Genomic DNA, 25,276 nt, shown 5'->3' with positions numbered 1-25,276 from the left:
GAGGGCGGTAGATTGTTAGTTTTTAATGGGATTAATTTAGAAGAATATTTCGAGAAAAAATACGAAAAAGGATTTTTTATGGTTAACGATATAAGAGGTCGCGGAATTTTAAGTGACGAAATTAATGAGTTAACGGTACCTCACCGCCCAGGTTCATATTTTTTAAGTAAAAGGACTCCCAAGAGAGTATTAGAAGTAGATTTCTCTCTTAAGGGAGTCTCTCTTTTTGAATTAAGGAAACGGATAGATGAATTGAATGGTTTATTAGATACAGAAGAACCTGTAAAAATTACCTTCACAGACGAACCGGATATTGTGTATTACGGGATTAAGGAATCTGTAGAGGAGACTTTAGAAAAATCTAATATTCATCAAGCAACTATTACAATAATATGTCCAATGCCGTATAAGTTAGGGAATGAGAAAACGGTTGACTTTGAAAATGACGGTCGAGGGTTAATAGCCAACATTCAAAATAAAGGCAGTGCGGAGTCAGAACCTATCATCGAAATTGAAGTTGAAAACCCTTCTACATTTTTAGATGTTCGGAATAAGAGCGTATATCTTCCAAACAAAGAAGATTATTTTCGGATTGGTTACCCGTTACAAGTAAACCAACTTCCAGTAGAGTGGAAACAACGTGTAATGTGGGATGAAATGTCTACTACAGTTGGATGGACAAGTGTACCACAGTTTGAAAACACTAAAGGTGGAGGTACATTCAAATCTAATGGACATCAATTTTATGTAGAAGATTATGGTGATCAGAATTACAAAGGGAATCATGGAGCGATTGCTAAAAAAAGCATTCCTAGCGGACCATTACAAGATTTTATAATGGATGCTTATGTAAGGTTCAACTGCAGTAGTTATGTACAAATGGGACAAGTAGAAGTGGCCCTACTGGATGAGACTAGTAAACCTGTAGTTCGATTGTCGCTAAACGATGTATATTGGGAGGCTGAAGAAACTTTTGGTGTTGCTAAGATTGCCTATCCAGGGCATCCAGCTGAACAAATGATGATCCATACGCGCGGTATGTATCCTTGGACGTGGAATAATTTTTACGGAAAGTTATGTGTTTACCGTATTGGGAATGAATGGGAGTTTTATATTGCGAAATTTGCGTACGGTACTGAGATTGATGATGCTGGAGCAAAAGCTCGTTGGGTAGACAAAGATGGGATTTTGATGAATAAAATTGCACAGGTACAAATTTCTATCTGTCAATGGTGGAATAATAATCCGGCTGTACTTATGACAGTTGATGATATTAAGATTTGGAAAGTTAACCAAAATACAAGTAATAATCCTCCATATATTGTTGGAAAAGGAGATAAAGTGCAAATCGATACAGCTAAAAGTCTAGTTAGTATTAATGGTTCAAGTGCAATTAATCTGAAGGAATTATTCAGTGATTATCCTAAAATTACTAAGGGCCAGAATAAACTTGAAATTATGCCAGCAAATATCGGAACAGCAAAAGTTAAATATAGGGAGCGATTTCGATGAGAACACCAAGCGGATTACTTCATGTTGTTGATTTCAAAACAGATCAAATTCTATCCGCTATTCAACCAAAGGACTACTGGGAAGATAAGCGTCATTGGGAAATCAAGAATAACATTGATATGCTAGAGTTCAAAATTTTTGACGGTACTCCACATGCAATTACATTACAACAGCAGAACTTGGTTTTAAAGGAAGTACGTGATGGTCGAATTGTTCCGTATGTTATTAATAATGAAGTAGAAAAAGATTCAAAGGATAGATCATTAACTGTACACTCTTCCGGTGCCTGGGTTCAAATCGCCAAAGATGGGATTATTAAACCTCAACGTATAGAGAGCGAAACAGTTAATACGTTTATTGATATCGCTCTTGCCGATTCAAAATGGCAACGTGGAATAACGGATTATTCTTCGTTCCACACGATGACGATCGATGAATTCATCGATCCCCTTACTTTTTTAAAGAAAATTGCAGCTTTGTTTGAATTGGAAATCCAATATCGAGTTGAAGTAACTGGTTCTCAAATTACTGGATGGTACGTCGATATGATAAATAAACGAGGGAGAGAAACAGGGAAGGAAGTAACCCTGGGAAAAGACTTAGTAGGCGTTAGACGCATTGAGCATTCCAGGGATATTTGTACCGCCTTAGTCGGATTTGTACGAGGTGAAGGTGATGAAATTATCACGGTTGAGAGCATCAATAACGGACTTGTTTATATTACAGATAGTGATGCCTTTCAACGTTGGAATGCACATGGTAAACATAAATTTGGTTTTTACACTCCAGAAACAGAAGACCAAAATATGACACCAAAACGATTAATGACTTTGATGAAGACGGAATTAAAGAAGCGTGTCAATACTTCAGTTTCGTATGAAGTAGAGGCACAATCAATCGGTCGCATTTTCGGACTAGCACATGAACTAATCAATGAAGGCGATACAATCCGAATCAAAGATACAGGCTTCACACCTAAGTTATACCTTGAAGCAAGGGCAATCGCTGGTGATGAATCATATACGGATCCTTCGCAAGATAAATATGTATTTGGAGACTATCGAGAGATTATAGATTCGAACGAGGAATTACGAAAATTATATAACAAAATGCGTGCTTGGTTAGAGGGGAAGGCTAACAAGGAACTGTTAGAACAACTAGAAAAGTTGGCCGAAGAAGCAAAGAAAGAATCGGGAAAAGCTGTAAAGGAATCACAAGAGGCTAAAGATATATCAGAGCAACTAAAAAAAAATATTGAAAATAATATGGTTAACATTATAGAAAGTAAAGAACCACCAACTACTGATCTTAAGCCAAACAAAACGCTATGGCGTGATATTAGTAATGGAAAGCCTGGTATTTTAAAAATATGGACAGGTACAGCTTGGGAATCGGTTGTTCCGGATACAGGACCATTACAAAAAGATATAAAGAATGCACAAACAGAAATTGATACTTTAAAAGAGACAATTGAAGATATACCTGATAAGACTTGGTTAAATCAGCAACTTGAAGGAAAGGCCAACAAAGAGGGTGTTTATACAAAAGATTGGGTAAACGAAAACCTTATTGGAAAGCAAGTGTACGAAACAAACCGTAAAGGTGATATAAAAGTATTAAATGAAACAAAAACGACTGCTGAACGCACAGCTGAAGAAATTAAAAATAAAGCAGAGAAAACGGAGATAACAACTCTAAACGATAATCTTAAACTAGTAAGTCAAACTGCTAATACTGCTAAACAGACAGCCGAATCTAACACTAACACCATTACAGAATTAAAAACTACTGTAAATAATATTTCTGTAGGTTCAATCAATTTAGCTAGCGGTTCAGAAACAGGGTTAAATAAACAGAACATGACTGGAACCTGGTCAGACAGTAAACAAATGACTTTATCGGATAAGGTCAACTATAGAAATAAAATTTTTACTATCTCATTTTTGTTTACTGGTAAAATAACAAAAATCAATACAAATGCTTGGTTTGGCGTAGAAACAGCGATAACGTATGCAGATGGAGAGCAAGAATGGCAATCTGTACGTGCTGACTCGCAATTAAAGATTAATGTGGATTATAAAGACGAACCACTATCAGTTACATTTAGAACAAAAGATAAAGATATAACTCAAGTTAAATTCTATTACTCTGGGCGCAATATTGATGGGAATTTAAACTCACACCATGCAAAATTTGAAGAAGGTAACATACGAACTACATGGCAACTTTCTAACGATGAAGTTACCTCTAAAGCAGATTTTACCCAAACAACTAATGAAATTCAACAAACAGTAAATACGAACTCAAAAACAATCTCGAAAGTACAACAAGATCAAGGTACAATGCAAACAACTCTAAATGAAGTGAAGCAGACCACAAATTCGAATTCTCTTAATATTAAAACGCTAACAGAAACACAAACAAATCAAGGAAAGCTCATTCAAGAAAACAAGAATGAAATTACGCAAACAAAAGACTCATTAAGTTCAAAGATTTCGGAAAAGCAAATGAAAGCTTACGTAGGGGCACTTGGTAGTATAAATCAATTTTTCAATACAGAGTTTAAGAAAAAAACAGTTGATGCTAATGGCAATATAACAAATGAGGTTGCTAGTACCGATAAATGGACAGTAGCAGGAGTTGTATCAGGTGCTACAGTAACACCAGTAACAGACAGACGTCATGACGGTTATAACTCGGTTAGAATTGCAAATGCGGGGGTTACAGCAAATAGCTGGACTGGTATTGCTCAAAGTATTGGAGCCTCACAAAATAGCGGTGACTACGTATTGTCTGCATGGGTCTATGTAGTAGATAAAAACTTATTAGACCAAGGAGCGTGCGTTAAGCTTCAATTCTTTAATGGTTCAACCGCATTAGGTTATGAGCAAACTGAAATAAAAGAGTTATTAGTTAATGGCTCCTGGATACTAGTTAGTGTAACCATTAAAGCTCCTGACGTTCCTGTAACTCGTTTGCAAGGAGATATATGGGTACGCCGTAATGGCACAATGTGGGTATCTCAACCGCAGCTACAGCAAGGAAAAGAACCATCTGTATACATGCCAAACCCAAAAGACATTACCAACTATAAAGAATTGGTTGACTTAGTTGCGGATAAGGTTGCTAAAAGTGACTTTGATACAGTAACTACAAATATGCAGACAGAAATCCGGCAGAATACCGAGGAAATAGGTTTTCGTGCTAAAGCGACTGAAGTGTACTCAAAGACGGATGCGGACAAAAAATTTGCTTATGTTTTAGAAATGGAAGCGGCTTTTAGTTTAACAAATCAAAATATTAATTCTAGGGTTAAAAAAGGCGATGTTATATCCCAGATTAATCAATCAGCTGAGGAAATTCTAATCCAGGGAAGCAGAATTAATCTTATAGGATATGTAACAGCTGAGCATATCAAGGGCAAGGTTTTGGAAGGTGTAACACTTAGAACTACTGGAAGTAGATTTGTTGAAATAAACAAACAAGACTTTAAAATTTTTGATGCAAATAAAGCTCGCGGTTATTTAGGGTTTATGGAGACGACAGATGGAAGTATTCAGCCTTCACTCGTCCTTGGGTCTGACAATATTAAATACAGGGGTGCAGGATCGTTCTATATTTATCAAGCGACTCCTCGAATCAATGGATTCGAACAACCTTCGAAAGCTTGGGCTAAATTTGGACTCTCTAAAGGAGAAAACGCTGAAGGGAACAATATATGGTCATCATATATTCAAATGCAAAATGATGGCGGCCATATGGATATATATGCAGATGGGAAGTTACGTTTAAAATGTTTGAATAATATTGAGATAGAATCTGAAGGATGGACATCTGGAGCTGGTTCCTTCAGCGTGACCACAACGGAGCCTCATGCTTTTACAAATAACTGGGGACAGTTTACTTTCAAAAGAAAAGGCAGTGACTATAAAATACATTTCTTAAACGGCGCCACCGATCATGATTTAATCATGGGTAATGCAATGATAAGGTCAAGTTTTGTACAAGGTTATAACAATGGCTTGCAGATTAAAGATATGATGGGTCAGGGATGGAAAGATATAGAATTAAGAACGCTATATGCGCAAGAGGATGCGATAGCTACTCAAAATATGTGGGCAAAAGCCTTTAAAACTACATCGGCTAGAAATATGAAAGAAAATATAAAAGATATTCCTTTCTCAGCTCTTGATAAAATCATGAACTTAGCTATCAAACAGTACAATTTCAAGGACGATATGTATGATCTGTATCAAATGCGTGTGAACAAGCCGGAAGAACAAACAGAACCATATACAACGAAAGATATCGAAACTTATTTCGGTATGATTGCAGACGATACGGACGATGTATTTACAGATAAAGAGAAGCGCGCTATTAATTTATATAATACCGTTTCTCTTTTTATTGCAGCTTTCCAACAGCTGTATTATGAATTCATATTGTTAAAGGAGCAGGTTAAGCAGAATACCGAAGAGTTAAATGTAGTTAAAGAAGAAAATAAACAATTAAAAGAGAAGGTTACTACATTAACAGATCAAGTTGAGACACTTACAAGTAATGTGGCCACTTTAACAGATTTGGTTCAAAAATTAATAAATGAAAAACCGGAGCAGCCATAAGCTGGTCTTTTTTTATTGTCTAAAAGGGGTGATGGCGGTGGAGCAAAAAGAGTACGAACGTATTGCGAAATTAGAAGTGCATCTTCAAACAATGAACGCCGCAGTTAAACGAATCGAGGAAAAGCTAGACTACAACCAAAAAAATTATATGCAAAGGACTGAAGTTGATGAAATGTTCAAGTTTCGTGATCGAGAAATACGAGACTTAAAACTAGCGCAAGAAAAGTTGGAAAGTAACAAAAAAGCTCATATATCTATGTGGATTTCAGGACTGTCATTGGCAGTCCTTTTATTATTTAACATTTTAAATTTCTTGAAATGAGAGGAGGTGGTCACGTGAAAAGTTTAGATAATGCATCAATTACGCGTTTTGTCATCCTTATTATTGCTGTAATTAATAGCGTATTAAACTTAGTCGGTTACCAGACTATCAGTAATGAACTGACAAACAATATCGTAGCTGTAATTACCGGTGGTTATACGCTGTATATGGCTTGGAAAAACAATTATTTAAGTAACAAAGGGTTGCAGCAAAAAGATGTTCTTGAAAAACACGATTTAAAATAAGGAGGTTTTTATAGTGGGTTATACTGTAGATATTTCAAAATGGAACGGTAATATTAACTGGCCTGTAGCAAAGCAACACTTAGATTTTGTTATCGCTCGTGTACAAGATGGTTCGAATTATGTAGATCCATTATACAAAGATTATGTACAAGCTATGAAACAACATGGCATCCCTTTTGGTAACTATGCATTCTGTCGTTTTGTTTCTGAAAATGATGCACGTATAGAAGCACGTGATTTCTGGAATCGTGGTGACAAAAGCGCTACAGTTTGGGTAGCTGACGTAGAAGTAAAAACAATGAATGATATGAGAGCTGGTACGCAAGCTTTTATCGATGAACTAAGCCGATTAGGTGCTCGAAAAGTTGGTTTATATGTTGGTCATCATATGTATGCTCTATTTGGTATGGCAAATGTGAAAGCTGACTTTGTGTGGATCCCACGTTATGGTGGTTTAAAACCTAACTATCCTTGCGATCTGTGGCAATATACTGAAACCGGAAACGTTCCAGGTATCGGTAAGTGTGATTTAAATGAATTAATCGGAAGCAAGCCTTTATCCTGGTTTACAAATCAAACTGTTGAAAAAACTGAAAAACAAGAAGAAGGAGTGGAGGTTATCGTGAACAAACATAATAAAGTCATTACTTATGAGTTTGGTGTAAATTTAATTCCTGATATGGTTCAAATGATGGATACGCTTGGATACACTTCTAAAATTGTTTCTCGTGGAGATCGTCAGGGACTTGTATATTTTGAGACGGATTATCGTCAAGGAAACGAGCTAGACAAAGCAACAGCGTGGTTAGATGCGAAAGGACTTAAATATTTCTACACGAAAGAATAACTTATACGACAGTGAGTTTATGTGAAAATAAATTAGAAGCGGAATCCTATATAATGGGATTCCGCTTTTTATTTTGGTATCATGAAATTAAAATATTAAAGGAGAGGTGTAGAATAAATGGCTCTAATATCATATGCGTCAAATAGAGGCTATATAGAAATTAATCCTAATAACATTCCTGACGAGTTAAAAAATAAACGCATTATTATTCAAAATTTAGATGAAGACGGGAATGTAATACAAGAAACTGTAGCAAACGTAAGTGATAAAGATACAATGTTATCTTCTCTTGTTGCAAAGTACGGATTCGCAGCATTAACACCTTTGGAAGCTTTAGATGAATTTACAGATGAAGAGAAAAAAATAATAAACTACATAACTGATGAAGATTGTAAGTACCTTACAGGTAAAAGAATTCAAGAGTTTAGAAATTTGTTTGATGAACACGGAGTTAGAAAAATTGACTTTGCTCTACAAATTTCACAAAGAAGTCATCATAATCCATATTCCGATTATCATGCTTACTTTTTAGTTCAAATGGGTAGTGAATACGCACGCTCTTTTACTTTTGAAGAAGCTTTAGAATTCATTGATGAGCGTGATGGTATATATTACGCAATAACAAAAGAGGGAAATCGTCATTGGGATTTTATAGATAAGCCTACAAAAAAACAAGCTCGATATCAAAGAAATAAACACGGTAATCGTATCGTTTTTAAGAGTTTTACAGATTGGAAAGAGTATCTTGTGAATGAGGATGAACTAGATTAATGTTGCTTACAATGTATGTTATGATTTTGTCTATATAAATTTTTGTGGCAGGGGAGCGGATTGTACTAATGGGTGATCAAATAACGGAAATAGGCGCTGTAAATAAAATGATGGAAATTGATCCTCCTAAAAAAGTAGACGAGGAAACATCGGAAAATGATTTATCTTCTCAGCAAAGCGCGAATACATTGTTTAATTTTACCGGGAAGTTTGAGTGGTTAACAAAAACCTTAAAAAGGAAAGCTTTTTCGCCGAGATATAATGAGGAGAGCATTGAGGTATTTGGCTTAGGGGATGAAAAAAAATCTGCTTCCCTATGACTTGCTTTTGTGATATACATTTAAAACGTCTTACATCTCATATGAAAAAATACGGGAATTTTGGTATAGGATTAAAAAAAGAATGGGGGATTAATGCTGGTGTACAGCCTATTCAATATATAAATGTTCATTCGCCGTTACATAGAGAGTTTGCGGAATTATTCACAAAAACATTGAGAAGCGAGGAAGAAGATAATGATTTATTGATAGAACATCAAAATTTTCTTTTAACCAAGTTACTTTATATTAAGCCTTTAGAAGGAATGATGAGGGTATCTAGTACGGGAGATGATTATGCTACACGTAATTTTCATGATGAACGTGAATGGCGGTATATTCCTAACATAAATGGCCAAGGAGATTTACCATTGTTACTACCTAAGGATCATATGTCGCCACAAGCATACTTAAGTTATTCAAGTGCCTTAGAACATAAGTATGAATTTTGGTTGGATTATAAATATGAAGATATTAAACATTTAATAGTTAAAAATGAAAATTATAGGGAGCAGTTAATTCATTTTATATCAGACAAATTAGATATTAATAATTATGAAAAGATGTTACTAGTTTCAAAGATAATTGTTTGGGATGATATTAATAAGGATTGGTGATACTATATGTTTTCTAATTTTAAACAGGCATTTAAGAAAGACGAAAGTACTACTTCTAACATACCACAGGCTGTTTTGGATGCATTAAGTGAAGAATTACCTAAAGGATTAAAATACGTTCCTCTAGATAATCATCATATACAAGCTGTTCCAAAAGAAGGTGAAGAAATCAAAATAACAATTTCTAATTTGAAAATAAAATTACCTAATGGGCTAAAACTTAATTCACCAGATGAGTTGCAAGAATTTTTATATCGCACACAACAAACAGTGCAAACAGATGGGGAAAATATAAAAATAAATGGAGAAACAAAACCAATAACAGAATTAGTTAAAAAACCATTTCAGCCTCAAAAAAATATAATAGGGAAATATGATATTATTCCTGAGCCATTTCCTGAACCAAAGCCATTAGAAGTAGTTTATGAGGAAAAAGGTATAACTGAAGTTTTCCATATAAAGAGGGAACCTTTAGCTGATATGAAAAAAAGTCTATTTAAAACTGTAGACAATGGTCCGCTTGAACTGATTTTAACATTGGATGAAGAAGTTAATACTATAGCAATTAATGTTAATTTAATGTTATCAAAAGCCATCGATATCGAAGAAATTATAGCAGCAATAAAGCTATATATAGGCTTCTTAAACGGGAAAATAAAATTAGCTGGCGGAATTCAAACGCCTATAATGAACGAAACGGATGCAAAAGGATCTATTGAGGATGCATTACGTTATTGGGAAAAAGTATCAGCAATTAGTGAAAAATTACATGTGAAATTTAATCCACAAGAGGAGATTGATGAAGAAGGATTACTTCTTATTGATCGACTATATAAATCTTTGATTGAGAATTTACCTTATAAAATGCCAGTAACAGTTAATAACTTTACCACAACAACAAGTGAAGCGCTAAATAAAAGTGAATTTTTAAACGGTAACGGTATGGCATTCCAGTATACGAATACTGAATCTTTTACATTGTATGGGGCCAAGTTTAATATATTTAGTGCAGTAGCTCTGCTTAATTGTAAAATTAATAGTATTGAAACTGTTGAAACTAATAAATACAAATTTAATATAGAACCTTCATACGGAGATTCTATAATTCAAGCTTCAAAACATTTTATTACCAAGGAAGAATTAGACAAGTTCTTCACTCCCCCAAGTAGTGCTTTAGAAGCATTATCAAAAGCTGAAAATCTATAAAAAATAAGCCTTCTAGTTAGAAGGCTTATTTTTATACAATAGCAAACTTAATTTTTGTATTTTTATTTACAACACGTCTAACCCGGAACTTGGAGGACATATCAAAGTTGAATATCTTCGTAATAACCTTATTTTCTTTATTCATTAATTGCATTTCATTAAGTAGTGCGTCTTCTTCAATTACTATATCTAGTTTTTCTCCGTCTTCATCAGTTAACTCGATTTCGATATACTGGAACTCAATAGGTTGTGTTGTAACATTGATAAATCGTAAGGATAATTCTATCGCATCTGTACCATGACTTTTAGCTCTTTCTAGTTCAATACTTACATTTCGGGTTGATGCTTCCTGGTCTGCAAGTACAGAAACTGCAGATAGATATTTAGTTTTGTCATCTTGCCAAATTTTATAATCTATATTTTCTAACTCTAAATTTTGAATTATGCTGTCTCTAAATTTATCTAATCCAACTGGATCATTCATTTTGAATGAAATCTGAGTAGGGTCAATTGCACCAACTATTTTTTTGAAATCAAAGTTGGGCGTAAGAACTGTAGTGTATTTCTTTGAGGTAATCCATGCAGCTCCCATTTCATTTAGACAAGGAGCACTTTGATAATAATTATCCGAAAGTACAAATAACACCATAATGTTATTGTTATTTAATTCCTTTTTAAGAAATTCATAGATGCTCTCACCATGTGGAATATCGTATCCCGGCAATGAACTGCAAAAAATACTTTTTGAATTTTTCTTAATCCCAATATCATTAAGTAGGTTCACTAATTCTTTTACGTATTTTACATCCCTTGAAGCATGACTAATAAAAATCTTATCGATTTTACTCGAGGCATTTTGATCTAAAAGGGCAGAAGAATCAGGGAAATCATAGCCAATCCAAGACTGGAGCATCCCTATCATCTTATCAAAATATTTGACACCATTTCCGTCCGCTTTATTTGCAATGCTTTCAAATTCTTCAATAAACTTTTCCTCATGAACATTTGCTTGTAAAAATCTTTTGCATTTGTGAATCCAAGTAACATAATCAGGTCCGCTAATGTATTCAAAACCACTACCATTTACATAGTTCGAAGCTTTAACTTGATGCCCGTTACTAATTAGTTCGTTTAATTCTATTTGTAGTTGTTCTTGATTTGTCATGATTTAATACCCCTTTATATGAAATGAATTAGCTGCTATTCAAAATTATAAACCACTTTTTTTCCACTCTACTAAAGTACGTTTCTTGCAACTTCCACAATTAAAATAACCATTTCCTTTTGTAATTCTTTGTTTATGACTGCAGTTGGGACACTGGATTTCTTGTTTTTCAAACGCTGCATATATAAAGCCTAACGAAAAAAGAAACAGTGGAACCGCAAAAAATAACCCAACTATTGTGATACCTAAGATAACAGAAAGTAGGATGCCAAAAATTCCGGAAACTAATGAAGCTTTACGGCCAAATTTTTCTTTTATGGAACTCTTTTTTTGCTCAATCTCAATAATGTAAGTATTACCGTCTACGGTTGTTTTTGTCTCCATATTTCTCCTCCTTTACCATTTTTAAAAAATTATATCAGAGTATTAAGAAATATTTCTATAAACAAAAACAGTACATTTATTTTATGTACTGTACAACGTCTTCAATACGGTATGTTTTATCAACACCGTTTTCTTCAGCTAATTGATTTAAAGCATCCAGGATTGACTTTAATGTGTCAAAACGTACAAGACCAACCTCACCATTAACTAGATTACTAATAGTGGCTGGACGAACTTTTGATTCGACTGCTAACTTGTTTTTGGTAATCCCAATTTCCTCCATTGTTTCTCCTAAAGTGAATACCATAGAACTCATGGTAATACCTCCGTTCATTCCGATCATTTATTACTTTACATTTTACACAATTTACATATCAAAGTAAAACTTTTTTCGAAAGACTATTGACGTATGACTCCTAGAGTTATATATTAACACTAACAAAGTTTTACTTCTAGAGTCATACTTTTATGAAACGAGAAGGGTGGAACGGTATATATGCAAAAAATAAGCGATTACTTCGGTTTAGAAACAAAATCTGATTGTATTTGGTTTTATGGTTTTTATACTGTAGCTTCGGTTTTATTCATTATTAATATGCTTATAGCTCATGTTCTATAAGCTCTTTCTTTAACTAAATATCGGACAACCTCCAGCCTCGTGAATATCCTTATTCGAAAAAATAGATATACACGAGGTCTAGTTTCCTATTGTCTTTTTTAGGTAACTAAGAGGAGGATCCACACGAGGAATGACCTAACACTCGTTAAACTTGAACAGGTTAGCTAAGCCAACGTCAGAAAGTTAAGCGTCCTAACGAATAGCGTTTCCTTGTTTGCGTTGTTAGGAGTCTAGGCGAGTACGGCCATTAACGGTACGGCGGTTGCTTGGCGTGTTACGGCACGGGTAGCAGCTGATAATGAAAGAATTATAGGTTACGAGTAATGAAGGATACGCCAGTAGTGCATTTCCTTTCCTGATTCTTTCTGCAGATAGGACAAGCTTTATCTGTAAAAAGTCAGCTGTGTAAGAGATTACAGCGTTTAAACAGGGTGTTACTATACGGATTCCTTAACCCGATAGACCATGATTGACAGAACGTCTACTTTACAACGCTTTTTATTTTTGAAGCGTTGTAAGGTAGTCATTCTCTGCCCTAGCCGTTGTCCTGTACCCTCATCCCATGATTGTCAGTCGAAAGCACAAGTCAAGTGTAAAAAGAAAATAAAAATAAAAACTTATTAAGGCTGGAGGGGGAGGAATTATTCCTCGATGGTCCAGATCTCCTCAATTGGTTTACCGAGTTCTTTGCAGATTAGATAGGCCGTATCAAAACGAGGTTTAGTACGATTACGAACAATTGCACTAAGAGTAGAGTCGTCAACTCCAATACGTTTTGCAAAATCACTCTGTTTAACATCAAGTTCTGCAAAGATTACTTTAAGTCTACATTTAAACTTCATATACACTCACCTCAAGAATTTACTTTCTATATGCAGAAATAAACTCCTTTATAAATAGTACAGGCTAAAAAGAAAAAAATTGGTGTGGACGTGCAAAAATAGTTCTCTAGGTCATATACCTATATTAAGACCACGAGGAATACCAAGTGGAACTAAGGACATCAAGAGGGGAAAGGTGAGGAATAATGAGACCTGGATATAAGTATTTATCTCGTATGCAGCTGTATCCGTCACAAACCTTGTTTAACATGTACACAGAAGCGGACGACGAAAATGAAGTGCGTTGTGTGTACGATCACATTGCAAAACACGATATGCTACAAAATTCAAATTACATCGATATCGTTGATTTATTAGGGGAAGAGGAACCTTATGGACCGTATAACGAGATAGGGATTCAGAAAAGGATTGATGCGTATTTAGAGGATTGTAAACAGTGGAGGGATGAATAATGAGATGGCAATATGATTACTTGAATGACACGCCGTATCTGTATCCTTCTAAAGAGCTGAGAAGCATGTATAAAGAGTCCAGGGGTAAAGGTGAAGTAAACTCTATTCTAAAACATATGGAAAGACACGAGGTATCTAACAACAAAGAGTACCGCGGTTACTACAGTTTATCTAACGATATTATGGAAGATCTATACGGGGAAGAGGAAGAAATTCTTGAATGGGATGAAATGGTTAATCAGTATCAACCGATTCTCACGTCAAAAGGATTACAACTAAAAAGAAAGAGGGATTCGATATGACACTTGCTGGGGAAGCTGTAGTAATTTGGACAGCGACAGGATTGTCTGTAGTGGCGATGAAGGCAGCTGAGAAAATGAGGATGAGTGTTCCACATTGGCTTCCACGTATGACGATGTATACAACTCTTACCGGCTCGTTTTTGTATCTTCTACGTTATGTGCTAATGGTGTTTCTTTGAAGGCATAGAACCTGGAATCATGGGACACTTTGTTATATAAGAAAAACAACTTGTATGTAAATCTTCCAGTAAAGAGCAACTATATCCTTTAAGGATATATAAGGAGTGAACCCCTATGCTTGAATTGTTATTAATACCTGCAGTTTCGCTCGGGTACGCTTTACTAAATGATAGTTTAAAAGGTAAAGAGGATGATAGAAAGAAAATACAAGTATTCTTTGAAGTAAGTGGGATTGCAATTAGGAAGGATGAAAAATTACATTATCCGGTTTTTCTCGAAAGAAAAGAAGATGATCGTAGTACGACTTATGTATATAAACTTCCGTTAGGGATGCCATCTAAATTAATACAAAAGGTTGAGGATGTTGTAAGTGAAGGATTAAATAAGCCTGTACGTATCAAATACGATAACTACAAGATAATGATTCGGGTATTCAGTAAACGTATCCCACAAAAGTGGTGTTGGAATGAAGGGCTAGTAAAAAAAGGTGAATGGCAAGTACCGATGGGGCAAAGCCTCGAGAAGTTAATTTATCATGACTTTGATAAAACTCCTCATATGGTACTAGGTGGTCTTACACGAATGGGGAAAACAGTATTTATGAAAGTACTACTTACTACTTTGATTGAGGCGAATCCTGAAAATGCTCACGTATATTTAATTGATTTAAAGGAAAAGGGATTGGAATTTAGCGAGTTCAGCGGCTTAAAACAGGTGGAAGAAGTGGCTGATTCTGTAGAAAAAGCACATCATGTACTAAAACAAATAATGAAAAAAATCGAAGAGCGTGGAAAATTCATGAAGGAAAATGGTTACAAAAATATTGTTGAAACAAAAGAAAAAGATCGGTATTTCGTTATTGTTGATGAGGGTGCCGTACTTGCTCCGGCCAAAGGATTACCACGTCCCATTAATAAAATTCGAGAAGAGTGTCAGTACATGCTTAGTTATATAGCGACTGTATCAGGCGGCTTAGGATTTCGTTTGATTCTGGCTACACAATATCCGACCGTTACGTCAATCCCATCAGTAGTAAAACAGATGTCCGATGCGAAGTTAGGATTTCGGCTACCGACATATAAGGCATCTGAGGTTGTCCTTGATGAATCGGGGCTAGAAACATTGCCGTCCTTACCTGGTAGGGCTATTTATAAAACAGATCGACTAATTGAACTGCAGGTACCCTTTATCAGCGATAAATTGATGTGGAAACATCTAAAACAATACGAGGTGAAGAAAGATGAACATCCAGACACATATCAAAATAAACCGTCAGATGACGATTCTGACCTCGATTAGAAAGCTGAAATTCGCAACACGTAGGCATCTAATGGCGGTGCACGATATGGGAGGGATTCGTAACGCAAATCGTATTTTAAAAGACCTGAGCCCTTATGTAAATAATACAGTGTACCAAAAAGAGTACGTGTATTATTTAAATAAAAAAGGCCGTGAACTGTTCGACGATACAGAGAAGATTGTACCAAATAGTCGACTAGCTCACAGCTTAATGAGAAATGAAGCATGGCTCTATCTGTTTTGTCCCGACGACTGGCAGATAGAAACACCTATACGTTATAAAGTAGATGATAAAAAGAAGACAATTATTCCTGATGTGAAGTTCAGGGATGAAGAAGGTACACTACATGCTGTAGAAATAGATCGTACGCAAATGATGAATGTGAACGCTGAAAAGATGAGCAGGTATAGGGAATTTTCGTTATACTACAAAAATAAATACAACGGAAAAATACCGCTCATTCATTTCTTTACCATGACAGAATACAGACAAAAAAAGCTGGAGCAACTTGCAGCTAAACATGATATATATGCAAAAGTTTATGTGGTTCCAGGTGTTTAATTCTTAAAATTGAGGTGGTTTATCATGAATGAATCGACAAAAGAATTGAATACTGACACCTAATTAAATGAATCTACAGCTAAAAAAAAACTTAGAACCCTAACAGTAATAATACTTATATACTATTACTAATAATATACTCTATATATAATATATAATATATAATATATAATATATAATTATTAGTTTTATATTTATATTATATATATAAGGTATATTTTTTATAGAGGGGGTTCTTTTTCTTTTTTGTTTTTATTAGATGTTGTTGTGTATTGTTTACCCCCTCCTAAATTTTTGAGATTTATATATTTTTATTTTGACGACTGTAGAAAGTCGTCTTTTTGTTTTGGTAATAGATTGCCATATGACTCCAGGAGTTATATAATGGTGTCATAATCATGATGGATGTGGGAGGGTGATATTAGTTGAAATATGCTGTATATGTACGTGTATCCACTGATAAAGATGAGCAAGTTTCATCGATTCAAAATCAGATTGAAATCTGTAGATACTGGATTGAAAAAAACGGATTCGAGTGGGATGAAAATTCAATTTATAAAGATGAAGCTGTTTCTGGAACAGCATGGCTAGAAAGACGTGCGATGCAGTTGATCTTGGGGAAAGCTCGTAAAAAAGAATTAGATACTGTTGTTTTTAAATCTATTCATCGACTGGGAAGAGATTTGAGGGACGCATTAGAAATCAAGGAGATACTGTTAGGGCATGGTGTCCGATTGGTGACGATTGAAGAAGGTTATGACAGTTATTATGAAGGGGAAAATGATTTGAAGTTTGAGATGTATGCAATGTTTGCATCCCAATTACCTAAGACATTATCCGTTTCTATATCAGCAGCGCTAGCGGCTAAGGTAAGAAGGGGAGAGTACACTGGTGGGACAGTTCCGTATGGTTATAAAATTGTAGATAAGAAATATGTGATTAATCAGGAAGAAGCTGAAATTGTTCGGGAAATGTATGAATTATATGACAATGGATTAGGCTATTTGAGAATTTCTAATGCTCTAAATGATGTTGGTAAGTATAAGAGATCTGGGAAATTGTGGACTTATTCGGCTGTGAAGCTAATAATTACGAATCCTATGTATAAAGGTGATTATGTAATGGGGAGGTCTACAGAGGTAAAAGTAGACGGAAGAAAAAAGCGGATTCAAGAGCCTAGAGAAAAGTGGGTAGTATTTGAAAATCATCATCCGGCTATAATTGAACGTTCGTTATGGGATAAAATAAATAACCCCAAAATAAATAAAAAAATAAAGCGGCGTGTAGCAGTAACGAATGAATTAAGAGGAATAGCACGTTGTATTCATTGTGGTTCACCGTTTGTTCTACACACTTACAAATACAAAAACAAAGAAGGTGAAGAGCTTAATTATGGTTATTTAACGTGCGGCACGTATAAGTTGACTGGTGGGCGTGGTTGCGTCAAACACTCCGGACTAAGGTATGAAAGATTGCGTTCTCTTGTGTTGCGAAAATTAAAGGAAAAAGAGAGAGATTTGGAAAAAGTATTTAAATTGAATGATAAAGATAAACATCAAGAAAAGCAGAAGAAATTAAGAAAAGAAAAGAAAGAATTAGAGATAAAAAGAGAGCGTTTATTAGATTTGTATTTAGATGGTGGATCTATCGATAAAGCAACTTTTACCAAACGAGATGCTAACTTTGCGAAAAATATAAAAGAAAAAGAGTTAGAAATTTTAAAATTGGATGACGTTAAAGCGTTAATAGTCGAGCAGCAGAAGGTAAAAGATGCATTTAAGTTGCTAGAGGATTCTGAAAATCTATATCCGGTTTTTAAGAAATTAATTGCACGAATAGACATAAGCCAAAATGGGGCGGTAGATATCCGATATAGATTTGAAGAATAGTAGTTTTATTTTTGTCTATATAGTCTGTCGGCATCTGCGTGTCTCATAACGTATTTATGCGCTACAGCGATTGCTAAAACATCATCTAATAAGCCAATCCCAATAATAGCAGCTATATCTGGAATGAAATCGATTGTTAATACGTAATAAGATAAAGCGGCTAATATTATGAATTTCGCCTTAGTAGGTAATTCTTTCTTTTTCATTGTGTAGAATAAAATAATACTTTCATATACGCTAGATTTACCGAGGTTTACAGAGCTTTTTTTGAACTTTTTCCAAAGTGTCTGTTTCTCCATATAAACACTCCTTTTACAAAAACATAGATTTTTTAAAAGGATGGACAAAGAAGTGAGAGATTAATCAATTTTATTGTTTTTCTCATTATATATTTCCATAAAAATAAGGGATTACCTGTTCAAAATAATATAATGTGGATTATGCAACGATTCACAGTGTTCCGTTACATAGTATATATATTGTAAGATGTATGTGGATGATTTAATTATTATTATGCATTTTATAAGCAGTATGGGGGAAGAAAAATGAAAATAATAGAACTACCAATTGAATTCGAATTTAACGGGCAAAAACAATGTATTTATCTAAGTTTAATTATAGTACATAATGAATTAACGTTAGTCGATACAGGATATCCAAGGTTTTTACCTTTAATTGAAAATGCAATATTAAAACATGGATATGAGATGAAAAACTTAAAGAATATAATTATTACCCATTATGATGATGATCATCTAGGGGCTTTATATGATTTCAAAGTGAAATATCCTCACATTAATATTATTGCTAGTGAAATTGAATCTAACTATATTAGTGGTGATATAAAATCAGAGAGGTTGGCTCAAGCTGAAAAAATGTTAGAACGTATGCCGAATGAAGAAAAAGAATTTGGTAAATGGTTTATACAACAGTTAAAAAATATAAAACATATTTCCGTCGATGAAAAAGTACATGATGATCAAATGATTTTGAATAATGAATGTCAAATAGTAGCGACCCCAGGACATACTTCGGGACATATTTCATTATATTTTCCGAATTTAGATTGTGTAATTACGGGAGATGCGGCTGTTCAAGAGAATCGTGAGTTAGTAATAGCTAATCCGGATTTTTGCTTAGATATAGAAAAAGCGGAAGAGTCATTAAATAAGATTAAAAGTCTTAAAGCAGCAGAGTATTATTGCTACCATGGAGGAAAACTTACTGTATAAAATAATGAAAACCGGTCTTTCCTAAATCGAAAAGATCGGTTTTTTAGTTCATATATTTTGCGATTTCAACTAAATTAGTAACATTATATTTCGGTAAAATTGAAATATATATGTAAAGAAGAATATATAATTTGAGCAAGAGTATAGGGGGGAGAAAATGGGTTCGTTATTTGATATAATAGCAGATATCATTTTATTTTATCCTCGAAATGACATGAAATTGAAACACCATATCGCAAAATTAAGTGAATTAGAGTGGTTTCGAAATCTACATGAAGATCCGAAGTATACAAGTTTAATTTGGAGTAATAGAAAAATTAAAAGGCATATTTTGACTTCTATAAATATGGAAACATTAATAAAATCCGAGAAAAACCAAAAAGAATTTGTCCATCTAGTACACGATGAATATAAAAAAAGAAGATAAGAATTTTTTTATTTTTCATATTTAGTGAAACAAATGGTACAATGAAAGCTAATGTGAAAAATAAGGAAAAGAAGTGGTCTATTTGAAAAACTTTTTAGAATTAGGAATTAGTGAAACTTTTAATCATACATTACGTGAAAATGGAATTACAGAAGCAACACCAATTCAAGAGAAGGCAATTCCTGTTATTATGTCAGGTAAAGATATTATTGGGCAGGCGAAAACAGGAACGGGTAAAACGTTAGCATTCGTGTTACCGATTTTAGAAAAAATCGATCCAGAGTCTAGTGATGTTCAGGCTTTAATTGTTGCACCAACAAGGGAACTAGCTCTGCAAATTACAACTGAAATTAAAAAAATGCTTGTTCAAAGAGAAGATATTAATGTACTAGCGATTTATGGTGGGCAAGATGTAGCACAACAATTGAGAAAATTAAAAGGTAATACACATATTGTTGTTGCAACACCAGGACGATTATTAGATCATATACGACGTGAAACAATTGATTTAAGTAATCTTTCAACGATTGTACTAGATGAAGCGGATCAAATGCTTTATTTCGGTTTCTTATATGATATTGAAGATATTTTAGATGAGACACCTGATAGTAAACAAACGATGTTATTCTCAGCAACGATGCCAAAAGATATTAAAAAATTGGCGAAGCGTTATATGGATGAGCCGCAAATGATTCAAGTACAAAGTGAAGAAGTAACGGTTGATACAATTGAGCAGCGTGTCATTGAGACGACAGACCGTGCAAAGCCAGATGCACTTCGTTTTATTATGGATCGTGATCAGCCATTTTTAGCTGTTATTTTCTGTCGTACAAAGGTTAGAGCAAGTAAGCTTTATGATAATTTAAAAGGATTAGGTTATAATTGTGCTGAACTTCATGGTGATATACCTCAAGCGAAACGTGAAAGAGTTATGAAGAGTTTCCGCGAAGCTAAAATTCAGTACTTAATCGCAACGGATGTAGCAGCTCGTGGACTTGATGTAGATGGTGTAACGCACGTATTTAACTTTGATATCCCTGAAGATGTAGAAAGTTACATTCACCGCATTGGCCGAACAGGACGTGCAGGTGGATCAGGTCTTGCAATTACGTTCGTTGCAGCGAAAGATGAAAAACATTTAGAAGAAATTGAAAAAACGCTTGGTGCACCAATACAAAGAGAAATAATCGAACAACCGAAGATAAAACGTGTAGATGAAAATGGAAAACCGGTACCAAAGCCGGCTCCGAAGAAATCAGGTCAAAATCGTCAAAGAGATAGCCGTGAAGGTTCAAGAAGTGATTCAAGACGTGATTCAAGACGTGATTCCAGAAATAGCTCAAGAAGTGATTCAAGAAATAGTTCGAGAAATGAAAATAACCGATCATTTAATAAGCCAAGTAATAAAAAAGGTAGTACAAAGCAAGGTCAGCAAAGACGTGGTCGTTAAATAGTTATAATTGTAAAAGAGTCGCAAAATATTGTGGCTCTTTTTTTGTTTGTATACAACAAGGATGATGGCAAGAAAAAACAAAAATTTCATTCACCGTATTTGAAATTTATAAAGGAAATTTTATAGTCCAAAACCATTAGAGCAAGGGTATTACTATCATTCAGCAGAACACTTTGGTTAAAAGAAAAGGTATTGAAGCGAGCGAGTATTTTCATTACACATTCCGCAATTATCGAAATAGAACAAGAGAAGTTTATGAAGGATTAAATTCGTATTGGTGTACGATCGTTGGAAACTGGAAAACTAATTTGTTAGTTTTGATCAATGAGGAACTCGAGAAGCACCACTGCCATCCTTATGGGGAAATTGCTTATGACGATGAAGGTAATGTAGTGATAATATGCGAAATAAGAAAAAAGGACTAGCAGTCGTACCTGCCGTCCTTTAATAGGAGAAAAAGTAATCTTGTTTAGAACTACGCATAAACAGAAAATCTGCTTGTAATTAGTTTTACCCTAAATATACATGTCTATACAAAAAAGGGATAAGTAAAAGATACTTATCTCCGGAAGGGAAATCCCAAGCACCAAAATGGCTCGTATTGGTCTGCAGGTTCAAAAGTAGTATATGTAAAACGAAAAATCTCATACAAAAAGCAGACAACGATTTTGGTTGTCTGCCAGTGAGCTCAATGAGTTAGCTAATTGTGATAATTTGCATCCCCATTGCGAGAAGAGTGAAGCTGCTAGTTCAAACAGCTTGTTGGTATTATTTTCGATTTCTTAAAAAATATACAGATAAAGCAGATAAGTGAAGAACCTACCTGCTTTTGCTGTAACAAAAAATAAGAGGTATTAGCCGTGGATACGGCGGCTTGAAAATAGTATGCATTTTTATTTGAAAAATATTCAAGGGGTGAAGAAACATGGAATGTTTAATAAAGTTGTTTGTTTTATTAATCAGTTAATTAATAAAACAAAATAGTTATTTGGGAGAAAGGGAAAATGAATATGAGATGAATTGAAGCTGTTGAAGAATTACTTGAAGTGATGAAAGAATACTTTTGGAACGGAACATCTTTAAAGGGTGAAGCTAATGATTTTAATATTGTATCTTGGCTGATTGAAAAAGCGACGCGTAAAACAAAATAAAGATTTCATTTTGTAGCAATGGAGAATAGATATGTGTACTTATTGGGGGAAAGTAGATAAAGAGTTCTTTAAGAGGCAAGAACCGGAACAAAATAAAAGAGCGGCTAGCAAAAGCTAACTGCTCAATACAAGGAGATACAGAGAAGACTACTTTAAATGAATGTTGGCATACAGCCTACATACAGTATTGACCGAATATTTATTTTAAATTCAATTTATTTAAAGTAAACATCCCAACAGATAAAATGGTTGCGCCTGCTACAGAACCTAGCCAGTCTCTCCAACCTAATGTATTTAAAGATGCATCTGTTAAATCCGTAATTAAGAAGATAGCAAACATTAATACACCAAATGTTAAGCATCCCCAAAATGTTTGCAAATATTTAATCATCTTCTTTCGGAACTTGCTCATATAAATCACCCTTATTAATAATTTATATTTTTATAAATAAATTATCGCATGTGCAAAAATTAAAAGTGCGAAATATGCAATATTACATATTGGAACTCAACAAAATACTCCATTGATAAGTACATAGATCGAACGGAGGGGAACCGTATCGTATGAATCAATTGTCATTTTTTGAAGTCATCGATGTAAAGGAGATGTGCTGACTTGTGGTGAAGGAGCTGAAAAACTACAAAGTGTTGTGCGTCTGGATAAAGAATCGAGAAAAATAGGATCAAGCGGAGGGCATCGTTCTTTTCCTAAAATGAAAGGTGACGATAAGAAACATGAGATACGTTTTAAACAAATTGAGCGGACGTTAAAAAATAAAAATTTATAAAGGAAATGGAAAGTATGGTGTTGTATATGTACGATAATAGGAAACTTTTTGCAAACTAAACATATAATTTTAATAGACCGACAGTCGGTCTGGTGGGAAGGAGAACTTGAATGCGAATTGTAAAGGAGTATGAGGAGCGTAGAAAGGAAATTTTAGAAACAGCTGAGCGTTTGTTTCTTACGAAAGGTTATACGAAAACAACCGTGAATGATATTTTAAAAGAAATTGGTATAGCAAAGGGGACGTTTTATCATTATTTTAAGTCGAAGGAGGAAGTAATGGATGAAATCATTATGAGGATTATTAAAGAGGATGTCACTAAGGCGAAAAGGATTGTCTCCAATCCCGATATCCCCGTTTTAGATAAGTTATTTAAAATTTTAATGGAACAATCACCAAAATCAGGAGATGTAAAAGAAAAAATGATCCAACAATTCCATCAACCAAATAATGCAGAAATGCATCAGAAAAGTTTAGTGCAATCCATTATACATTTATCTCCTGTATTAACGGAAGTTTTAGAGCAAGGAATAGAAGAAGGCATATTTTATACTCCATACCCACAAGAAACAATTGAATTATTACTCTCTTCAGCACAAGTCATATTTGATGATGGTTTATTCCAGTGGAAAACGGAAGAAATGATGAGAAGAGCTAAGGCTTATATTAAAATGATGGAAGTATCTGTTGGAGCGAAAGAAGGGTCCTTTAATTATATGATCGAGGTTTTAATGAAACAGAAATAGCTTTTTTCTGTTTGGGTATTATAGACCGGCAGTCGGTCTATGCTAAATGAAGGATGTGATGAGGATGCCAGCAAGTATTCAATCTTCCTTGAAAGATTTTCACTTAATGGTAAGTGGTCAAATTATTACTATTTTAGGTTCAACACTATTACGTTTTGCACTGTCTTTATATGTGTTAGATATAACAGGACGTGCCGATATATTTGCGGGGTTATATGCGGTAACGAGTATCCCGTTTTTGTTAGCTCCTCTTGGCGGAGCGATAGCAGATCGTTTCAACCGCCGTAATGTAATGGTCATTTTGGATTTTATAAACGCTGCTATTGTATTAAGTTTTATAGTTTTGTTATTAACTGAATCGGTATCTATTTTATGGATTGGAACAATTATGTTTTTACTAGCAGTTGTTAGTGCAATGTACGCACCAGTTGTTATGGCAAGTATTCCGCAATTAGTTCCAGAGAAAAAGTTAGAACAAGCAAACGGTATCATAAATGGTGTGCAAGCATTATCTAATATAGTTGCTCCTGTATTAGGAGGAATATTATATGGCATAATTGGTTTGAAAATGCTCGTAATAACAAGTTGTCTTGCTTTCTTTTTATCTGCGATTTTAGAAATGTTTATTACAATACCATTTATAAAAAGAATACAGGAAGGCCATATCGTACCTACAATTGTAAAAGATATGAAAGAAGGTTTTCTTTATGTTTTAAAGCAACCTTTTATTTTGAAGGCTATGTTACTTGCAGCTTTACTAAACTTAATTTTGACACCGTTATTTGTTGTTGGGGGACCTATTATGTTACGAGTAACTATGCAGAGTAGCGATACGATGTATGGAATTGGAATGGGATTAATTGATTTCGCAACCGTATTAGGGGCATTGTCAATCGGTTTCTTTGCTAAAAAGTTACAGATGAAAACATTATATAATTGGATGCTTATCATAGCTTTATTAGTAATGCCAGTGGCACTATCAGTTACACCGTTTATTCTTAATTTAGGATACTATCCACCATTTATCCTCTTTATACTTTCTTCTCTTCTAATCGCAATGATTATGACAATTGTATCCATCTATGTGATTACTGTAGTCCAAAAGAAAACACCAAATGAAAATCTAGGAAAAGTGATGGCAATTATAGCAGCGGTATCTCAATGTATGGCACCAATTGGGCAAGTCGTATATGGTTTTATGTTCGAAGGATTCAGTACGAAAATTTATTTACCTATATTTGCTATTAGTTTCATAATGACAATAATAGCTATATTGACGAAGAAAATATTAAGAAATGAAGGGAACTAGCTTCATATGCTTAGAGT

General features: G+C 34.3%; 28 protein-coding genes. 22 read left to right on the top strand and 6 right to left on the bottom strand.

The annotated features are described in order from the left end of the window. Positions 1-12 precede the first annotated feature (12 nt). The 9 genes from EBQ15_RS08400 to EBQ15_RS08360 all read left to right on the top strand — a co-directional run bounded on the left by EBQ15_RS08400 (position 13) and on the right by EBQ15_RS08360 (position 10,459). On the top strand, positions 13-1,512 hold the full coding sequence (locus EBQ15_RS08400) for a distal tail protein Dit (protein WP_000959918.1): 1,500 nt from the start codon (positions 13-15) through the stop codon (positions 1,510-1,512). Continuing rightward, positions 1,509-6,134 (top strand): phage tail spike protein, encoded by a 4,626-nt coding sequence (locus EBQ15_RS08395; protein ID WP_001260207.1) that lies wholly within the window; start codon positions 1,509-1,511, stop codon positions 6,132-6,134. Before EBQ15_RS08400 ends, EBQ15_RS08395 begins: the two co-directional genes overlap by 4 nt. Before the next feature lie 31 nt (positions 6,135-6,165). After that, complete coding sequence (locus tag EBQ15_RS08390; RefSeq protein ID WP_001999821.1) at positions 6,166-6,456, top strand: hypothetical protein; 291 nt, start codon at positions 6,166-6,168, stop codon at positions 6,454-6,456. Positions 6,457-6,470: 14 nt separating this feature from the next. Continuing rightward, complete coding sequence (locus tag EBQ15_RS08385; RefSeq protein ID WP_000838151.1) at positions 6,471-6,701, top strand: phage holin; 231 nt, start codon at positions 6,471-6,473, stop codon at positions 6,699-6,701. Between the two features lie 13 nt (positions 6,702-6,714). Further along, positions 6,715-7,548, top strand: coding sequence for a GH25 family lysozyme (locus EBQ15_RS08380; protein ID WP_000542509.1), 834 nt, complete (start codon positions 6,715-6,717; stop codon positions 7,546-7,548). 117 nt (positions 7,549-7,665) lie between these two features. Further along, the gene (locus tag EBQ15_RS08375) at positions 7,666-8,319 is read left to right on the top strand and encodes a hypothetical protein (RefSeq protein ID WP_001174018.1); all 654 of its coding nucleotides are present in this window, start codon (positions 7,666-7,668) and stop codon (positions 8,317-8,319) included. Positions 8,320-8,387: 68 nt separating this feature from the next. Beyond that, complete coding sequence (locus tag EBQ15_RS08370) at positions 8,388-8,639, top strand: hypothetical protein (RefSeq protein WP_000502766.1); 252 nt, start codon at positions 8,388-8,390, stop codon at positions 8,637-8,639. Positions 8,640-8,680: 41 nt separating this feature from the next. Beyond that, on the top strand, positions 8,681-9,253 hold the full coding sequence (locus EBQ15_RS08365) for an abortive infection system antitoxin AbiGi family protein (protein ID WP_001999823.1): 573 nt from the start codon (positions 8,681-8,683) through the stop codon (positions 9,251-9,253). Between the two features lie 6 nt (positions 9,254-9,259). Then, on the top strand, positions 9,260-10,459 hold the full coding sequence (locus tag EBQ15_RS08360) for an abortive infection system toxin AbiGii family protein (RefSeq protein WP_000492406.1): 1,200 nt from the start codon (positions 9,260-9,262) through the stop codon (positions 10,457-10,459). Positions 10,460-10,490: 31 nt separating this feature from the next. Here EBQ15_RS08360 and EBQ15_RS08355 read toward each other — a convergent pair whose 3' ends face one another. The 3 genes from EBQ15_RS08355 to EBQ15_RS08345 form a co-directional block, all read right to left on the bottom strand. Further along, the gene (locus EBQ15_RS08355) at positions 10,491-11,624 is read right to left on the bottom strand and encodes a toll/interleukin-1 receptor domain-containing protein (protein ID WP_000184392.1); all 1,134 of its coding nucleotides are present in this window, start codon (positions 11,622-11,624) and stop codon (positions 10,491-10,493) included. Positions 11,625-11,669: 45 nt separating this feature from the next. Continuing rightward, positions 11,670-12,008 carry a hypothetical protein gene (locus EBQ15_RS08350; protein ID WP_000448739.1) on the bottom strand — a complete coding sequence of 113 codons (339 nt, stop codon included), beginning with the start codon at positions 12,006-12,008 and terminating at the stop codon, positions 11,670-11,672. 76 nt (positions 12,009-12,084) lie between these two features. Then, complete coding sequence (locus EBQ15_RS08345; RefSeq protein ID WP_000097410.1) at positions 12,085-12,324, bottom strand: helix-turn-helix domain-containing protein; 240 nt, start codon at positions 12,322-12,324, stop codon at positions 12,085-12,087. A gap of 180 nt (positions 12,325-12,504) precedes the next feature. Here EBQ15_RS08345 and EBQ15_RS08340 point away from each other — a divergent pair, with 180 nt between their 5' ends. After that, positions 12,505-12,627 (top strand): DUF3961 domain-containing protein, encoded by a 123-nt coding sequence (locus EBQ15_RS08340; RefSeq protein WP_001169624.1) that lies wholly within the window; start codon positions 12,505-12,507, stop codon positions 12,625-12,627. A gap of 641 nt (positions 12,628-13,268) precedes the next feature. Here EBQ15_RS08340 and EBQ15_RS08335 read toward each other — a convergent pair. Continuing rightward, positions 13,269-13,469 carry a helix-turn-helix transcriptional regulator gene (locus EBQ15_RS08335; protein ID WP_000669092.1) on the bottom strand — a complete coding sequence of 67 codons (201 nt, stop codon included), beginning with the start codon at positions 13,467-13,469 and terminating at the stop codon, positions 13,269-13,271. Positions 13,470-13,654: 185 nt separating this feature from the next. Between EBQ15_RS08335 and EBQ15_RS08330 the strand changes: the two genes are divergently transcribed. From EBQ15_RS08330 to EBQ15_RS08305, 6 genes are all read left to right on the top strand, one after another. Further along, entirely contained in the window at positions 13,655-13,921 is a 267-nt protein-coding gene (locus EBQ15_RS08330) for a hypothetical protein (protein ID WP_001247352.1), read from the top strand. After that, positions 13,921-14,223, top strand: a complete 303-nt coding sequence (locus tag EBQ15_RS08325) for a hypothetical protein (protein WP_001267618.1) — start codon at positions 13,921-13,923, stop codon at positions 14,221-14,223. Before EBQ15_RS08330 ends, EBQ15_RS08325 begins: the two co-directional genes overlap by 1 nt. Then, positions 14,220-14,402, top strand: coding sequence for a hypothetical protein (locus EBQ15_RS08320; RefSeq protein WP_000170785.1), 183 nt, complete (start codon positions 14,220-14,222; stop codon positions 14,400-14,402). The genes EBQ15_RS08325 and EBQ15_RS08320 overlap by 4 nt, the downstream gene beginning before the upstream one ends. A 115-nt stretch (positions 14,403-14,517) precedes the next feature. Beyond that, positions 14,518-15,702: an FtsK/SpoIIIE domain-containing protein gene (locus EBQ15_RS08315; protein ID WP_000891522.1), complete on the top strand. Its 1,185-nt coding sequence runs from the start codon at positions 14,518-14,520 to the stop codon at positions 15,700-15,702. Beyond that, positions 15,644-16,264, top strand: a complete 621-nt coding sequence (locus EBQ15_RS08310) for a replication-relaxation family protein (RefSeq protein WP_033682834.1) — start codon at positions 15,644-15,646, stop codon at positions 16,262-16,264. The genes EBQ15_RS08315 and EBQ15_RS08310 overlap by 59 nt, the downstream gene beginning before the upstream one ends. 425 nt (positions 16,265-16,689) lie before the next feature. Continuing rightward, the gene (locus tag EBQ15_RS08305) at positions 16,690-18,153 is read left to right on the top strand and encodes a recombinase family protein (RefSeq protein ID WP_000872533.1); all 1,464 of its coding nucleotides are present in this window, start codon (positions 16,690-16,692) and stop codon (positions 18,151-18,153) included. A 5-nt stretch (positions 18,154-18,158) separates the two neighbouring features. Here the strand turns inward: EBQ15_RS08305 and EBQ15_RS08300 are convergent, their stop codons facing one another. Then, entirely contained in the window at positions 18,159-18,452 is a 294-nt protein-coding gene (locus EBQ15_RS08300) for a YkvA family protein (RefSeq protein WP_000415086.1), read from the bottom strand. Positions 18,453-18,698: 246 nt separating this feature from the next. On the opposite strand from EBQ15_RS08300, the gene EBQ15_RS08295 reads away from it, so the two are divergent. The 3 genes from EBQ15_RS08295 (at position 18,699) to EBQ15_RS08285 (ending at position 21,262) form a co-directional block, all read left to right on the top strand. Further along, the gene (locus tag EBQ15_RS08295) at positions 18,699-19,385 is read left to right on the top strand and encodes an MBL fold metallo-hydrolase (protein ID WP_000691151.1); all 687 of its coding nucleotides are present in this window, start codon (positions 18,699-18,701) and stop codon (positions 19,383-19,385) included. A gap of 157 nt (positions 19,386-19,542) precedes the next feature. Further along, entirely contained in the window at positions 19,543-19,812 is a 270-nt protein-coding gene (locus tag EBQ15_RS08290) for a hypothetical protein (RefSeq protein WP_000535032.1), read from the top strand. 73 nt (positions 19,813-19,885) lie between these two features. Next, positions 19,886-21,262 (top strand): DEAD/DEAH box helicase, encoded by a 1,377-nt coding sequence (locus EBQ15_RS08285; RefSeq protein ID WP_001999827.1) that lies wholly within the window; start codon positions 19,886-19,888, stop codon positions 21,260-21,262. Between the two features lie 1,353 nt (positions 21,263-22,615). On the opposite strand, the gene EBQ15_RS08280 is transcribed toward EBQ15_RS08285, so the two are convergent. Next, complete coding sequence (locus tag EBQ15_RS08280; RefSeq protein ID WP_000033163.1) at positions 22,616-22,828, bottom strand: hypothetical protein; 213 nt, start codon at positions 22,826-22,828, stop codon at positions 22,616-22,618. Between the two features lie 196 nt (positions 22,829-23,024). On the opposite strand from EBQ15_RS08280, the gene EBQ15_RS31080 reads away from it, so the two are divergent. The 3 genes from EBQ15_RS31080 to EBQ15_RS08270 all read left to right on the top strand — a co-directional run bounded on the left by EBQ15_RS31080 (position 23,025) and on the right by EBQ15_RS08270 (position 25,259). After that, positions 23,025-23,204, top strand: coding sequence for a hypothetical protein (locus EBQ15_RS31080; RefSeq protein WP_001999829.1), 180 nt, complete (start codon positions 23,025-23,027; stop codon positions 23,202-23,204). A gap of 110 nt (positions 23,205-23,314) precedes the next feature. Then, positions 23,315-23,950: a TetR/AcrR family transcriptional regulator gene (locus EBQ15_RS08275; protein ID WP_001223583.1), complete on the top strand. Its 636-nt coding sequence runs from the start codon at positions 23,315-23,317 to the stop codon at positions 23,948-23,950. A 64-nt stretch (positions 23,951-24,014) separates the two neighbouring features. Then, positions 24,015-25,259, top strand: coding sequence for an MFS transporter (locus tag EBQ15_RS08270; protein WP_001111729.1), 1,245 nt, complete (start codon positions 24,015-24,017; stop codon positions 25,257-25,259). Positions 25,260-25,276 lie beyond the last annotated feature (17 nt).

The organism is Bacillus sp. 2D03, from assembly GCF_003946765.1.
GTDB classification, from domain to species: Bacteria; Bacillota; Bacilli; order Bacillales; family Bacillaceae_G; genus Bacillus_A; species Bacillus_A cereus.
The sequence above is the reverse complement of the archived record's forward strand: the minus strand, read 5'-3'. Positions and strand labels throughout refer to the sequence as shown.